A 14,499-nucleotide genomic window follows, 5' to 3' on the forward strand; every position below is an offset into this window, starting at 1 on the left:
CTCTGCGGTCATGTCCCCCGTTTCCCGTGGCCGGAAGCCCAAAAAGGCCAAGAAGAACAAGAAGCAGGCGACGAAGTCGAAGTCTCCGCTCGCCGCCGAATCGGTGTCCATCCCCGACTGGTTCGACGAGGGCACCGAGAACGTCTTGGGCGGCGTCGGTGGTCTCCTGTCTTGCGAGACGGCCCGCGACCTCGAGCAGGCGACCTGTGAACTGCTCGGGGCCGCACTGAAGCGCGCTATCGACGACAGAAACGACGGTCTCGACTTCGATCTGTTCTTCGCCGCTCTGGTCGTCGAGGTGGCCGCTCAGGCGGAGACCGAGCCGACGGAGGCGCTGTGGCGACTACTGCACGGCCTGCTCGCGATCGCGGCGCCCGGCGTGGTGGCCACGCTGCGGTCCACGATCGCGGGCATCGAGTCCGCGAGCCTGTCGGAATGGCCGCGATCCCTCGCGAACATCGAGGCGACCGGTGACGTCTGGGAGATGCGTGACGGCTACGGCACCCGCCTCGCGGTGATCGCGGCCTACACCTATCCGGGCGTATACCTCTTTGACGTCGACATGTCCGGGTTGTGCGTCTTGGCCGACGGCCACGTCTACGACGACCTCGAGCAAGCCGTCGAAGCGTGGCGGAGGAAACTCGGCGACGAAGCCGGCGACGCGGAGCCGAGGGCGGTGACCGACACCGAACGGCTGACCGGCCTGGTCAGCTGCGATTTCCAGGTCATCGGCGATGAATCACGGGACGCACTGAACAATTGGCATCGCGCGCAACGCCGGTTCGAAGACCTCGAAGCGGCGCTGAAGAAGCGGAACATGCCGCTTCCGCCGCACCGGCTGTTCTTCGGTGACGCCGATCCGGCCGAAATGACCCGTCCGTTCACCGAATGGCATATCGAGCGCTACGGCACCGAGCCCGATCCCGAGGACGTGGAAGATCTCGCGGGCGAATGGATGGACGGCCTCGTGCCGGACACCCGGTTCGACGTTTCCCCCGGACGGATCGACTACTACCTGGACGTGATCGGGGATTGGCGCGACCCGGCGGCGCTGGTGCTGCTGCGGAAGTGGGCGCGCTGGTTGGGCGAGCGGGCCGATCTGCCGTCTCCCCTGATGGAGCGGGTGGCCGCCAAGGCGACGAAGTAACGTGGGGGTATGCCGATCCACGTGCTGCTCATCGACGACCACGAGGTGGTGAGGCGCGGTCTGCGCGACCTCCTCACCGACGAGCCCGACATCGAGGTCGTCGCCGAAGCGAGCGGGGTCGACGAAGCCCTCGCCGTGGCGATGCACGTCGAGCCGGACGTCGCGGTGGTCGACGTGCGGCTCGGCGACGGTGACGGCATCGCGCTCTGCCGCGAGCTGCGCTCGAAGCCGAACCCGCCGCAGTGCCTGATGCTGACCGCGTTCGACGACGAGGAGGCCATGGTCGGCGCGATCATGGCGGGCGCCGCCGGGTACCTGCTGAAGCAGGTCCGCGGGCAGGACGTCGTCAACGCGGTCCGCGAGGTCGCGGCGGGCCGCTCGCTGCTCGACCCGCTGTCGACGGCGCGCGTGCTGGACAAGCTGCGGCATCCGCCCGAGGACGAACTCGGCTCGCTCACCGAACGCGAGCGTGAGGTGCTCGAGCTGATCGGGCAGGGCATGTCCAACCGCGAGATCGCGGAGCGCCTGTTCCTCGCGGAGAAGACGGTGAAGAACTACGTGACGTCGGTCCTCGCGAAGCTCGGCATGCAGCGCCGCACGCAGGCCGCGGCGTGGATCGCGCGCCGGGACAGGTAGTGCGCGAAAAAAGTACCCCCCCCCCGTCGTTTTGGGCGAAAGTCCCGGTTGATCCCGCGTTCGACCAGTGGCTCACCGTCGGCTTCGAGCGCAAGGTCCTCGTCGTCGTCCGCACGGTCACGACGCTGACGAGGTTGCTGGACATCCTGTCGTTGATCGACCACGATCGCCGCGTCCAGCTGGTCTTCACCTACGACGCGGACAGCAGCGCGATCTTCAGCGCCGGGGTGCCCGAATACCTCGGTGCGCTGCGCGCCGCCGTCGTTCCTTGGCGGCAGGCGCTGGAAAGCCGCTTCGATCTGGTGATCGCGGCGAGCGAGAACGACGATCTCCACCTCTTCGACGCGCCGATCGTGCTCGTGCCCCACGGAATCGGCTACCAGAAGTACTACCCGCGGAGCCGGACGGTCGCCGGGATGAACCCGGACCGGCTCGTCCGCGACGGCCGGGTCGTCCCGGCCATGGTCGCGCTTTCCCATCCCGAGCAGCGCGCCCACCTGCGAGAAGCGGGTCCTGACGCGGCGGCACGGGCGGTGATGGTCGGCGACCCGTGCCACGATCGGCTGCGGGCGGGAACGCATCGCGCTCCCGCCTACCGGGCGGCCTTCGGGGATCCCGGCCACACCTTGGTGGTCATCGCCTCCACCTGGGGACCCGGTTCGCTGCTGGGCACCGTGCCCGATCTCCCGCTGCGACTGGTCTCCGAACTGGAATACGACGGGTATCGCTGCTGTGCCGTGCTCCATCCGGGCATCACCGCGGCCCACAGCCCTTGGCAGGTCGACGCGTGGCTTTCCGAGGCACGGCAGGCGGGGCTTCGAGTGCTTCCCCCCGAAGCCGGCTGGCAGGCCGCGCTCATCGCCGCTTCGTGTGTCATCTCGGATTTCGGCTCGCTGGCGCTGTACGCCGCCGCGGTGGACCGGCCGTTGCTCCTGATCGGCGACGGCGGGGAGACCGTGGTTCCCGGTTCGCCCATCGAAGCGCTCGCCGCGCAGACCGCGCGGCTCGATCCGGACGCCGCGCTGGGACCGCAGATCGATCTCGCGATCCACCGGCACAGCCCCGGCGAGTACGCGGCCGTCGTCAAACAGGCCGTCGGCGCCCCGGACATGTCGGCCGGACTGCTGCGGCCGCGGCTGTATCGGCTGATGGACCTTCCCGAGCCCGCCACCGAAGCCTCGTTCCCGCCCCACGAGGTGCCCGACGTCGAGCCGCACGAGGTCGCCACCTTCGTCGTCGGCGCGGAGGAGTCGGGACCGGCCGTGAAGATCGTGCGATTCCCGAGTACCGGCCGAAGGCACGACCTGGCGGGCAAACACCTCGTGGCGCACGAAACCCGGGCGACACTGCGGCAACTGTCCAATGCGTCGATCGTCTACATCGGACTCGAAGAGCCGGAGCGCGAACGCTTTCCCCTTTGGTCGGAGGAGATTCTCCGTCAGTGGCCGGACGCGTCGGTGGCCGCGGCGACGGTGGGCACGAGTACTTGCCTGGTCCGTACCCGTGACGGTGTCCAGCGGGAGCTGACACTGACCGACCGCTCGATCGATCCGCTGATCGCCGCTTCGCTGGCTTACCTCGGCCGGTTGTCCCCGGCCGAAGTCGTCAAGGTCGGCGGTCGCTCGACGACGATTCGAGTGCGCTGAAGTACCGGTCGGCTCGCGGGTGGCCGATCCGCGTGGCGTCGTAGGCGAGCCGCCCCCAGACGTCGATCGCGCCGGGGTCACCTTCGGCGGTCATGAGCCGCGCCTGGAGTTCCCTGAGCTCCCAGACGTACTGGGTGGCTCGCTGGGCGGCCAGCTGATTCCACGCGGAGCCGAAGCGCGCTCGCGCCCCGGCTAGGTCACCGAGAGCCAGATACGCGTTGGCGTACACCATTTCGACGCGGGCCTGGTTGCGCCCGGCGGCTGCCATCGTGCCGAGAACGGCGATCGCCTCTTGCGGACGGCCGGACTTGATCAGCACGTTCGCGAGCATCCGGGGGTGAATGGCGAGCGCCGGGCCATCGGCGAGTTCCGTGCTGAGGGCACACGCCGCCCGAAGGTGCCGTTCGGCTTCCGCGAGTTCCCGCTGGATTTCCGCTTCCCCGGCGTTCCGGTGGGCGAGCAGATCCGCGCGTTCTTCGTGGAAACGGCCCCGGAACTCCGCCAGCGACGCCCGCAGCTTGCGCCATCGGCTCTCCGCGAACCCCGCCGCCGGACCGGACAGGATCTTCGCCGCCCTGTCGAGATCCTCCAGCGCCGCGGGGAACCAACGCGCGATGTAGCGGGCCTTGCCCCGCATCATCAAGGCCCGCGCGAGTTGGGCGGGTTTCGCGTCCTCGTCCGCTTCGACGGCCTTCACGGCCCAGTCGCTGATGTCGACGAATTCGCGCCAGTAGCCACGCTTGTTCACCAGCGCCTCGAAGGCCCCGGCCAGTTGCAAGGACTCCTTGTAGCGGCGGCGGAGGCAGGCGAGCTTCACCAGCTCACCGATCAGCGACCGGTGCGCCTCCAGCCAGTCGATGTGATCGACCCGCAGGTCCCAGTCCCGCTTCGACGGAACGACGTAGGTGCGCAGGCGCTGGGGATTCTCCCGGAAATCCGCCGCGACCGCCGTGTCGCGGACGTAGGCGAGCAACCGGTCGAAGCCCGCCTCCCGCTCGGCGGGCAGTGTGCGTGCGTACTGTCCCGCGAGGATGGTGAGCGAGTACCAATCGCCGGCCTGGTAGGTCAGCTGCGCGGCGATGAGTTCGTCGATGACCTTCGCGTCGCCGGTCATCGCCGTCGCGGTGGCCCGGGTGAAGAAGCCACCGGGATGCTCGGCCAGTACGGCACAGGCCTCGACGGCCGCGTCCGAAAGCCGGGCGAACGTGCGCCGCAAGGAATCCTGAATGACTCCTTCGACGTCTACGACACCCGTATCGCGGTACTCGTCGAGCAATGTCGCCACCGGCCGCGCTTCCCCGGCGCGACCGGCGAGGGTGACGCCGACCTCGCGGAGCGCGAGCGGCATCCGATCGCAGAGGTCGACCAACCGGTCGGTCTCGACCGGTTCGTCCGTCAGCCGCACCTTGCCGCAGAAGTCCGCGAGCAGTTCACGCGCGCCCTCGACGTCGAGTCCCCGCAGCTCGATGGCCGCGGGGTCGCAGGTCTTGAGTTCGCGGCTGTACACCGACGCCGTCGCCAGCACCAGGCTGGTGCGGAACCTGGTGAACAAGGCCGGCTCGGCGGCGAGTTCGACGTCGTCCAGGATGACCACGAACGACCTGGTGACCAGCACCGCCAGGAACTGCCGGTCCAGCTGCTCGTCGTCGGCCGGGATCTCGCCGTGGGGGATCCCGAACTCCCTGAGCACGTACCGTTTCACCGCGGCCGCGTCGAATTCGTCGCCGTCGCGATACCGGCCGAGTGGCACCTCGACCCGGCCCGAGGGGAAGTCTTCCTGTACCCGGTCGGCGAGCTGGCGGGCGAGTTCGGTCTTTCCCGAACCTGCCGCGCCGACGATCAGCTTCAGCCCCGTCCTCGGCGGATCGGCGAGGATGGCCAGGTGGTTGCGGAAATTCTCGATTCCCGCCGTCGCCGTCGAGGCGTTTTCCTCATGGAGTACGGAAACCGCCTCGATCAGGCGATCAGCCCACTCCTTGTCGGCACGGGCGGCGGCGAGTGCCCGGCGGCTCAGCGCGTCCTTGCCGGACTTGGTCGTGCCCAGCCTTTCCTTGAGCAGCGACACCACGTTCCGGCTCGCCGTCGACACCGCCCCCACCGCCGAGGTCGCGGCCGCCTTCGCGGCTTCGTCCACGACGACCTGCAAAAGATCGACCACGGCCTCCCCCTCGTTCAGCCAAGAACGCCACGGTAGCAGCGGGAGGTACGAGCGTCACACATCGTGAACACGCTCAGGGGTGCACGGGTACGGGCTAAGCGCGGGTCAGTTTCGCGAAGACGACGACGTTGTCGAGGTAGTTGCCGGTCGAGGAGTCGAAGTCCCCGCCGCAGGTGATCAGGCGCAGTTCCGGCCCGGTCGTGTCGCCGTAGACCCTCTCCGTCGGGAAGGACGCCTTCGGATGCCGCTCGACGGCGTACACGGTGAACACCGCCGTGACCCCGTCCTGGCGATGGACGACGGCCTCGTCACCGGCCTTCAGATCCTTGAGCCGGACGAAAACACCGGGGACCTTCTTGTAGTCGACGTGCCCGGCGAGTACGGCGGGACCGACCTCGCCGGGGGCCGGACCGCCGGTGAACCAGCCGGTGGTGACCGCGTCGCGCGGTACCTGCAGGCTGCCGTCACCGGACAGGCCGAGGTCGACGATCTCGCCGGTGCGGACCCCGATCGCGGGGATTTCGAGGGTCGTCGGTTTCGCGTGCCCGAGCGGAGCGGCTTCGGCGGCCGACGAGGCCACCGAAACCACGGTGGTGGGCTGGGCCGGTGACGCGATCCTGCCCGCCGAGGGAGTGGCGCACGCGGTCAGCGCGGCCGCGAGCACCACCCCGATGAAAGTGCCGATGACCAGCGGAAACGGCCACCGGCGCCAGGAAGCGGGGATCATCGCTCGGCACGCCGCCGGAGGACGAGGGTGGCGCCGGCGGCCGTCGCGGTCAGCAGAACCGTGCCCGCCAGCGCGACCGCGCCGATCTCCAGGAGACCACCGTTGACTTCAGTCGCCTCGCCGCCGCCGGTCGCGACGCCACCGGACGGCTTGACCTTCACCTGGCCGGACCGCGACGGCTCGCCGAAGCGGGACTCGCAGGCATACCCGTCGTGGTCACCGTCGAGTTTGTTCGGGTCACTCGGGTCCCTCTTGAGCTCGGCCTGCGCGGAGGCCTGGCTGGGGAAATCGTCGCAGTCCTTGTCGGCGGATTTCGCACTGCTGGGCACCGGTTTCGTTTCCGTGGTGATGGGCGGAAGGGTCGGCAAAGTCGGGGTGATCGTTTTCGTCGGCGATGTTCCACGCTTCGGCAGCGTTTCGCACGCGATTCCGTCCTTGTCCCGATCGAGACCGTTCGGATCGGATCGATCTTTGTCCAGCACGGCCTGAGCGTCTTCCTGGAACGGGAAGTCGGCGCAGTCCAGATCGGCGATCGCGGGTGCTTCGGCCAGCGCGAACGCGACGGAAGCGGGGCCGAACAAGGAGAATCCGGCGAGGATCACGGCCGTGCCGAGGGCGCGACGAACCGAGGACATGGGGAGTCCTTTCGATGGGAATTCGCGCTCGGAGCGCGTTCGATGCACTGGTAATCGCGCACCGGGCCCCGCCGTTACGGATTAATCGGAAAACGCGAATCGTCACTCGATCGAGCGACAGATACCGTTAATTTCACACAGTTTGGTCGAGCGGAACGTCGAAAGCGACCAGGGTTCCCAAACTCGGCGACGAATTGATCGAAAACCGTCCGCCGGAGGTCGTCGCGCGTTCGTCGAGATGCCGGAGGCCGCGTTTGGCGACGCCCTGCGGCACGCCGGAGCCGTTGTCCCGCACGCGGAGTTTGACGCCCTCGGCGTCGCGGCTGAGCGTCACGCGGGTCTCGCTGGCCCCGGAGTGCCTGACCACATTGGACAGTGCTTCGCGCAGGGCGGCGCGGATGTGGTCCGCCTGCTCGGCGGGGATGTCGGCCAGTTCTCCCGAGAGTTCGAGGGTCGGCGGGTAGCCGAGCAGTTCACCCGCGATGCGCACCTCGCCCCGCGCGGACTCGGCGAGGTCGGTGGCGACGACCTGCTCGTTCGCGGGTTCCGGGCTGCGCAGCGCGCGCACGGTGCCGCGGATCTCCTCGATGGTCTGGTCGAGCTGGTCGATCGCCTCGGACAGCCGCGCGCCGTCGGCCTGCGCGAAGCGCTTCCGCATGTTCTTGCGCACGCGGTCGAGCTGCATGCCCGCGCCGTAGAGCCGTTGCACGATGACGTCGTGCAGTTCGCGCGCGATGCGTTCGCGCTCCTGGTAGAGCGTCACGCGGTGCCGGGCGTTGGCGCCTTCGGCGAGCGCGAGGACCACACCCGCTTGTGCCGCGAAGGCGGTGAGAACCTCGACCGTGCTGGCCGAGAACGGCGCCCCGCCGTGGCGGCGGTACACGGTCAGCGCGCCGAGGACGCGCCCGCCGGCACCGAACGCCGACGCCGCGAAGGGACCGAAGCCCTGCAACTCGGGCGGCACGAAGGGCGCCGTGCGGGGATCGACGGTGAAATCCTCGCTGACCACCGGTTCACCGCCGCGGGCGACCTGGCCCGCCGCGGAATCGGCTGAAAAGGCCAGGCCGCGCAACCCTTGCGTGGTCGCTCCGTGCGCGGCTTCGGCGACCACCTGGCCGTCGTCCGCGCGCACCATGACGAGACCGAGATCGGCCTCGGCCAGTTCGACGGCGCGGGCGACCACCGTCTCCAGCACGTCGCCCGGGTCTTCGCCGGACAGGGCGGTGCCGGTGATCTCGGTGGCGGCGGACAGGGCGCGCGCGGCAAGTGTGGGATCCATGAGCGCTATCGACATTAGCCCGCTCCGGCCGGTGTGCGCGCTGTGACGCGACCCTCTCGTACCTCCAGCACCACATTGGCGCCTTCGGCCTCGGCGGCGTTGTGCGTGACGTGGACGACGGTCTTCCCCGACAGCGCCTCGGCCAGGCGTTCGCGGACCGTGCGCGCGGTGGGTTCGTCGAGGTGCGCGGTCGGTTCGTCGAGCAGGACCAGGTCCGCTTGGGCGGCGCCGAGCATGGCGCGCGCCAACGCGAGCCGCTGCGCCTGCCCGCCCGAGAGCCCGGCGCCCGCGCTGTCCAGCATGGTGGTGAGCCCGACGTCCTCGAGAACCGCCTGGTACAGGGCTTTCCGCAGGTCGGCCTCGGACGCCGTCGGCTTGGCGAGGCGCAGGTTCTCGGCGACCGTGGTCGAGACGAGCATCGGTTCTTGCGGCGCCCAGACGACGTTCGCGGGCGCGGCGACGTCGCCCTTGGTCGGTTTGAGGAACCCGAGCAGGGCGGCGACGAGGGTCGACTTGCCCGCGCCGCTGGGGCCGATGACGGCGACGTGGGTGCCGAGGGCGATGTCGAGGTCGACCCCGGTGAGGACGGGGCGCTCCGTGCCGGGCCAGGCGAGGTCGGCGTCGCGGATCCGCACCCCGCCGGCGCCAGGAAAGGTCCTTTCCTGGCGAAATTTGCAAGGAAAGGACCTTTCATTGCACGCGGCGAGGCGCAACCGGGCCTGCCGCAGGGTGTCCCAGTGCTGCGCGGCGGGCGGAAGCAGGGAGAGCACCTCCGCCAGCGCGAGCGGGACCAGGGCGACGACCGGCGCGAGAACCGGGTCCAGCGCGCCGGCGGCGACGGCGGTCAAGGCGAACCCTGCGCTCACGACGGTGGCCCCACCCGTCGCCAGGATGATCAGCGCGTCGGCCGCACCGGCGCCGAAGGCCTGACGCCGCGCTTCGGCGGTCAACGCGGCGTCGGTCGTGGCGATACGGCGACGACGCTCTTTGTCGACTCCGAACGCGATCAGCTCGGCGGCGGCTTCGAACAGGCTCAGTACCTGCGCCGACACCGAACGTCGTCCGGCGGCCAGCGCGGCGGTCGCGCGGCGTTCCGCCCGCAGCGCGAGCAGTGGCGCGAACGCGCTCACCAGTACGGCAACGGCCAGGGTGAGCCCGGCTTCGGGCAGCACGACGGTCTGCACCGCGACGGCGCCCACGGCCACCAAGGTGACGACGACCAACGGCGTGATCACGCGGGGAAGGAGATCGCGCACGGTGTCGATGTCCCCGACCAGCCTCCGCTGTTCCTCACCGGCGCGAAGCGCACGCGCGGGCCCGAGGCGGACCAGCGACTCCCACAGCCGGACCCGCAGCCGTCCGGCGATCCGGAACGCGGCGTCGTGCGTGACCAGCCGTTCGAGGTAGCGCAGCCCCGCGCGACCGAGGCCGAAGGTCCGCACACCGACGATCATCACGGTCAGGGTCAGGATCGGCGGCTGCTGCGACGCCTTCGCGATCAGCCAGCCCGAGAGCGCGGCCAACGCGACACCGGCGAGCAAGGCGGCCGCGCCGAGCAGAGCGCCGCCGAAGAACCTGGGGTGGACCAGCTCGCGCCACGGCACCGGCCTGGCGGCCGGTTCCTCGGCCGCGGTGCCGACATCCACCACAGTCATGGTCGACATGTCGACACCGGACGGGCGTTCGTGCGCGGCGATGAGCGCGGCGGCGCCGTTGTCGACGGCGTGAGCGACGGCGGCCATGACGAGTCCGGCGTTGACCTCGTCGAGGTGGGCGGTGGGCTCGTCGAGCAGGAGCAGCCACGCGCCCGCCCGGACCCGCACCAACGCCCGCGCCACCGCGACCCGCTGGCGTTGTCCTTGCGACAGCTTCGAAACCGGGCGCTCGGCCAGGCCGGTCAGCCCGAGTTCGCCGAGGATGTCGTCGGCGCCGACCTCCTCGCGGACCGTGCCCCCGCCGAACACCGGCGACTGCGGCACCCAGGCGACGTTCTCGCGCCAGCGGTCGAGATCGGCGTCGGCGAGGTCGGTTCCGGCGACGGTGATCGTGCCGTCGTGGGCTTGCACGAATCCGAGCAGTACGGCCAGCGTCGTCGACTTGCCGCCACCGCTGGGCGCGCGCAGCCAGGTCAGCTCGCCGGGCCGGACGGTGAACGTCTCACCGTCGGGTGCGAACCCTTCCCGGCGCGCGACACGCAGTCCTTCGACGTGGACCGCGCCCTTCGCCGGTGTCACGGAACCCTGTGGCGGCAACGGTTCCGCGAGCACGTCCGCGACGCGGCGCACGGCCTCGACGCCGTCCTCGCTGGCGTGGAACGCGGCGCCGACGGCGCGCAGCGGCTGATAGCACTCCGGCGCGAGGATCAGGACGCCGAGTCCGATGGCCAGCGGCAGTTCACCGGCGACCAGCCGGACACCGATGACGACCGCGACCAGCGCGACCGAAAGCGTCGCGATCAGTTCCAGCGCGAACGCCGACGCGAACGCGACCTTCAGTGTTTTGAGTGTCGTCCGGCGATGACGTTCGGAGATCTTGCGGACCGTCTCGGCCTGCGCCTCGGCGCGGCGGAACGCGCTGAGTACCGGCAGCGCGCGGACGAGTTCCAGGAGATGTCCCGACAACCGCTGTTCGGCGTCGGCCGCGTCGGCGACGCGCTCGGCGGTGTGCTTGCCGATGAGGATGGCGAACAGCGGCACCAACGGGACGGTGATCGCGATGAGCGCGGCCGACGGCCAATCGGCGTACAGGATCGCGGCGCCGGCGGCGAGCGGCACGATCGCGGCGGTGACCAGCGCCGGGAGGTACTGGGTGAAGTAGGCGTCGAGCGCGTCGAGTCCCTTGGTGGTCAACGACGTCAGCTCGCCGTGACCGCGGCGGGCGATCCATTCCGGACCGAGTTTCAAGGCGTGGTCAAGGGCCTTGGCGCGCAGTTCCTCCTTCGCGCGGGCGGCAGCGCGGGCGGAGACGACCCGCACCGCCCAGCCGGTCACCGCGCGCCCCGCGACGAGCGCGAGCAGCACGGCGAGCTGGGCGGTGCGGTCCCCCGGCGCTCCGCGGACCACCGCGGAAAGGACGTCGGCCAGCAGGAACGCTTGCCCCACCAGCAGAACGGCGTTGACGAAGGACAGCAGCCCGCTGAGGATCAACGCCCGGCGCGCCGCCGCCGAAAGCGGGGCGAGCGCGCCGAGCGGACCCTTTCCCGGTCGCGCTGGGTCCATTGTGGACTCCGTGGCGGAAAGGGTTTCGCGGCCGGGAAGTTCGGTCATGGTGCGTGCACCGGTGGGATGTGCCGGGTGCCGATGCGCTTGCGGAACACCCAGTACGTCCAGCCCTGGTAGATCAGTACCGCGGGGGCGCCGAACAGCGCGACCCAGGTCATCACGGTCAGGGTGTACGGACTCGATGCCTCGCCGGCGATGGTCAGCGTGTTCGCCGGGTCCAAAGTGGACGGAAGGACGTCCGGGTACAGCGCGGCGAAGAGCGCGACCGCCGAGGCGGCGATGACCCCGCCCAGCGCGGCGAACGCCTGGCCTTCCCTGCCCTCGCGGAGCCGGAACCAGGCGAGGGCCGCGGCGATCACGGCGCCCCCGATGAGGAGCAGCGTCCACAGGTCGCCCGAACGCAGTTGCACGACGATGAGGAACGCGAGCAGCGGCAGCAGCGCGACCGGGAGCAGCCGTGTGGCCAGGTTCCGGGCCCGGTGGCGGAGGTCGCCCTCGGTTTTGAGCGCGAGGAACGCGGCGCCGTGGACCAGCGAGAAGCCGACGACCGCGACCGCGCCGAGCAGCGTTTCGAAGCGGATGGCGGCGAACGCGCCGCCCGCCCGGTCGCCGTCGGCGTCGAGCGGGAGGCCGAGGACGGTGGTCGCGAGGAGCAGGCCGACGCCGAACGGCGGGATCCACGAGCCGAGACCGATCACCCGGTCCCAGTTGCGCCGCCAGCGGTCGGAGTCGACCTTGCCGCGGTATTCGAACGCGACGCCGCGGCCGATGAGGGCGAGCAGGACCACCAGGAGCGGCAGGTACGCGGCCGAGAACAGCGACGCGTACCAGCCGGGGAACGCCGCGAACATCGCGCCGCCCGCGACGATCAGCCAGACCTCGTTGCCGTCCCAGACCGGGCCGATCGTGTTGACCATGACGCGGCGCTCGGTGTTGTCCTTCGCGAGGACCGGCATGAGCATGCCGACGCCGAAGTCGAAGCCTTCGAGGAAGAGGTAGCCGAGCCAGAAGAGCGCGATGACGCAGAACCAGATCGTTTCGAGGGTCATCGGACACTCCTGCTTGCTTCGGTCACTCCGGCCGCTTCGGTCGTCCTGGCCGCTTCAGTCGCTTCGGTCGCTTCGGTGACTCCGGTCGCTTCGGTGACTTGGGTCGCTTGGGTCGCTTGGGGGAGCTGAAGGACGCTTTCCCCGCATGCGACGCGGTGAAGGGAGCCTTCGCTGCATGAGATGCGGCGAAGGGCCCCTTCAGCCCGCCGCCCCCCTCCATGCCCGGCCCGTACCACGAGCCCCCCACCGAACAGACCCCTCAAGCCCCCATAGCCCTGAGTTATCCACAACCGCTCAAGTTGTCCACAGATTGACTGTGGGTAACCCGCCTGAGCGATCCCCCCGATACGCTGGGTGCGGGGCCGTCCCCCGGGAAGGGCGGGGGGCTGGGTAGGTGACGTCAAGAGCGGATCAGTAGGCGAAGGCGAGTGCCTCATCATCGCTGTCACCGCCTTCCGAGTCGCCGTTCTTGCTGGTCGAGGCCGGTTTCTTGGGCGGCATGACGGCGTCGACGCCGCCGCGTACGTACTTGCGCATCAGGAAGACCTCGACGACGCCGAGCACCGCGTAGACAGTCGTCAAAGCGATCAGCGACGTCCACACCTCGCCTGTGGACAACTTCGACACCGCGTTGGCGGTGAACATCCACACCCCGTCGACACCGGTCGGATTCGGCACCACCACGAACGGCTGACGCCCCATCTCGGTGAAGATCCAGCCGGCGCTGTTACCGATGAACGGCGTCGCGATGCCGCCGAGCACGAGCCACGGGAACCACCGCTGCCCGGGGATCCGCCCCCGCCGGGTCAGCCACAGCGCGAGCAGCCCGATCCCCGCCGAGATCGCGCCGAACCCGATCATCGCGCGGAAACCCCAGTAGGTCACCGGAAGGTTGGGCACGTAGTCGATCGGCTTTCCCGCGAGCGAGCCGAGCTGCGGATCGTCCGGGTAGTTCGTCCCGTACTTCGCCTGGTACTCGGTCACCAGGTTCTCCACGCCCTTGACCTCGGTCGAGAAGTCGTTGTGCGCCAGGAACGAGAGCAACGCGGGCACGGTGAACGTCTTGACGTCCTCGCAGTTGGCGTTCCGGACGTCGCCGATCGCGATGATCGAGAAGCTCGCCGGTTTCTCCGTGTGGCACAACGCTTCCGCCGACGCCATCTTCATCGGCTGCTGCTCGAACATCAGCTTGCCCTGCACGTCGCCGGTGATCCCCAGCACCGCGAACGCCACCACGCCGACCCAGCCGCCGAGGCGCACCGACGAACGCCACACCGCGCGGTGCTCGTCGTCCTCCGAACGCTTGCGCCACAACTGCCAGCCGGCCACCCCGACCAGGAACGCCGCCGCCACCGAGAAGGCACCCGCGATCGTGTGCGGGATCGCGGCCAGCGCGGTGTTGTTCGTCAGCACCGCCCAGATCGAGTTCATCGTCGGCTTCCCGTCGACGAACTCGACCCCGACCGGATGCTGCATCCACGAGTTCGCGGCCAGGATGAAGTACGCCGACGCCACGGTCGCCAATGAGTAGGCCCAGGCACACGCCAGGTGGACCTTCTTCGGCAGCTTGTCCCAGCCGAAGATCCACAGCCCCAGGAAGGTCGACTCGACGAAGAACGCGACGAGCCCTTCCATCGCCAGCGGCGCACCGAACACGTCGCCGACGAACCGTGAATACGCGCTCCAGTTCATCCCGAACTGGAACTCCTGCACGATGCCGGTGACCACGCCCATCGCGAAGTTGACCAGCAGGAGTTTCCCCCAGAACTTGGTCATCTTCAGATAGCGCGGATCACCCGTGCGCACCCACGCCGTCTGCATCCCGGCGACCAGGACCGAAAGCCCGATGGTCAGCGGGACCATCAGGAAGTGATAGACGGTGGTTATGCCGAACTGCCACCGAGCGAGATCGAGAACCTCCACGCCTCAAGCCTGCTCAACGCCTGATGAACCCGCCAGTTCAAGTGGTCCTGATCTCCCCGGGACGTAGGTCCTGCGACC

The 14,499-nt window shown here is 69.5% G+C and carries 10 protein-coding genes; 3 read left to right on the forward strand and 7 right to left on the reverse strand.

Going from position 1 to position 14,499, the window contains the following annotated elements; genetic code table 11:
- Positions 1-10: 10 nt before the first annotated feature.
- Genes L324_RS28660 through L324_RS28670 form a run of 3 tightly spaced genes read left to right on the forward strand, consistent with a single transcriptional unit; the run spans position 11 to position 3,429 of the window.
- Entirely contained in the window at positions 11-1,147 is a 1,137-nt protein-coding gene (locus L324_RS28660) for a hypothetical protein (RefSeq protein ID WP_037315538.1), read from the forward strand.
- Between the two features lie 9 nt (positions 1,148-1,156).
- A complete protein-coding gene (locus L324_RS28665; protein ID WP_037315541.1) occupies positions 1,157-1,783 on the forward strand; it encodes a response regulator in 627 nt (208 codons plus the stop codon).
- A complete protein-coding gene (locus L324_RS28670; RefSeq protein ID WP_037315544.1) occupies positions 1,783-3,429 on the forward strand; it encodes a hypothetical protein in 1,647 nt (548 codons plus the stop codon). Before L324_RS28665 ends, L324_RS28670 begins: the two co-directional genes overlap by 1 nt.
- On the opposite strand, the gene L324_RS28675 is transcribed toward L324_RS28670, so the two are convergent.
- From L324_RS28675 to L324_RS28705, 7 genes are all read right to left on the reverse strand, one after another.
- On the reverse strand, positions 3,389-5,587 hold the full coding sequence (locus tag L324_RS28675) for a tetratricopeptide repeat protein (RefSeq protein ID WP_037315547.1): 2,199 nt from the start codon (positions 5,585-5,587) through the stop codon (positions 3,389-3,391). The two genes, L324_RS28670 and L324_RS28675, sit on opposite strands and share 41 nt — an antisense overlap.
- Positions 5,588-5,681: 94 nt before the next feature.
- Positions 5,682-6,314, reverse strand: coding sequence for a class F sortase (locus L324_RS28680; RefSeq protein ID WP_051174141.1), 633 nt, complete (start codon positions 6,312-6,314; stop codon positions 5,682-5,684).
- A complete protein-coding gene (locus L324_RS28685; RefSeq protein WP_037315550.1) occupies positions 6,311-6,949 on the reverse strand; it encodes an excalibur calcium-binding domain-containing protein in 639 nt (212 codons plus the stop codon). The genes L324_RS28680 and L324_RS28685 overlap by 4 nt, the downstream gene beginning before the upstream one ends.
- A gap of 133 nt (positions 6,950-7,082) precedes the next feature.
- Positions 7,083-8,228: a GAF domain-containing sensor histidine kinase gene (locus tag L324_RS28690; protein WP_037315553.1), complete on the reverse strand. Its 1,146-nt coding sequence runs from the start codon at positions 8,226-8,228 to the stop codon at positions 7,083-7,085.
- A gap of 14 nt (positions 8,229-8,242) precedes the next feature.
- A complete protein-coding gene (gene cydD / locus L324_RS28695) occupies positions 8,243-11,494 on the reverse strand; it encodes a thiol reductant ABC exporter subunit CydD (protein WP_081736499.1) in 3,252 nt (1,083 codons plus the stop codon).
- Positions 11,491-12,498: a cytochrome d ubiquinol oxidase subunit II gene (gene cydB, locus L324_RS28700; RefSeq protein WP_037315557.1), complete on the reverse strand. Its 1,008-nt coding sequence runs from the start codon at positions 12,496-12,498 to the stop codon at positions 11,491-11,493. Before cydB ends, cydD begins: the two co-directional genes overlap by 4 nt.
- A gap of 411 nt (positions 12,499-12,909) precedes the next feature.
- On the reverse strand, positions 12,910-14,421 hold the full coding sequence (locus L324_RS28705) for a cytochrome ubiquinol oxidase subunit I (RefSeq protein WP_037315560.1): 1,512 nt from the start codon (positions 14,419-14,421) through the stop codon (positions 12,910-12,912).
- Between the last annotated feature and the right edge of the window lie 78 nt (positions 14,422-14,499).

The sequence above is a fragment of the Amycolatopsis orientalis DSM 40040 = KCTC 9412 genome, from assembly GCF_000478275.1.
Lineage (GTDB): Bacteria > Actinomycetota > Actinomycetes > Mycobacteriales > Pseudonocardiaceae > Amycolatopsis > Amycolatopsis orientalis.

Bases quoted from the DNA above. Each gene is read 5' to 3' on its own strand.
- L324_RS28660 (WP_037315538.1), top strand. From the start codon at position 11: ATGTCCCCCGTTTCCCGTGGCCGGAAGCCCAAAAAGGCCAAGAAGAAC.
- L324_RS28665 (WP_037315541.1), top strand. From the start codon at position 1,157: ATGCCGATCCACGTGCTGCTCATCGACGACCACGAGGTGGTGAGGCGC.
- L324_RS28680 (WP_051174141.1), bottom strand. From the start codon at position 6,314: ATGATCCCCGCTTCCTGGCGCCGGTGGCCGTTTCCGCTGGTCATCGGC.
- L324_RS28685 (WP_037315550.1), bottom strand. From the start codon at position 6,949: ATGTCCTCGGTTCGTCGCGCCCTCGGCACGGCCGTGATCCTCGCCGGA.
- L324_RS28690 (WP_037315553.1), bottom strand. From the start codon at position 8,228: ATGGATCCCACACTTGCCGCGCGCGCCCTGTCCGCCGCCACCGAGATC.
- cydD (WP_081736499.1), bottom strand. From the start codon at position 11,494: ATGACCGAACTTCCCGGCCGCGAAACCCTTTCCGCCACGGAGTCCACA.
- cydB (WP_037315557.1), bottom strand. From the start codon at position 12,498: ATGACCCTCGAAACGATCTGGTTCTGCGTCATCGCGCTCTTCTGGCTC.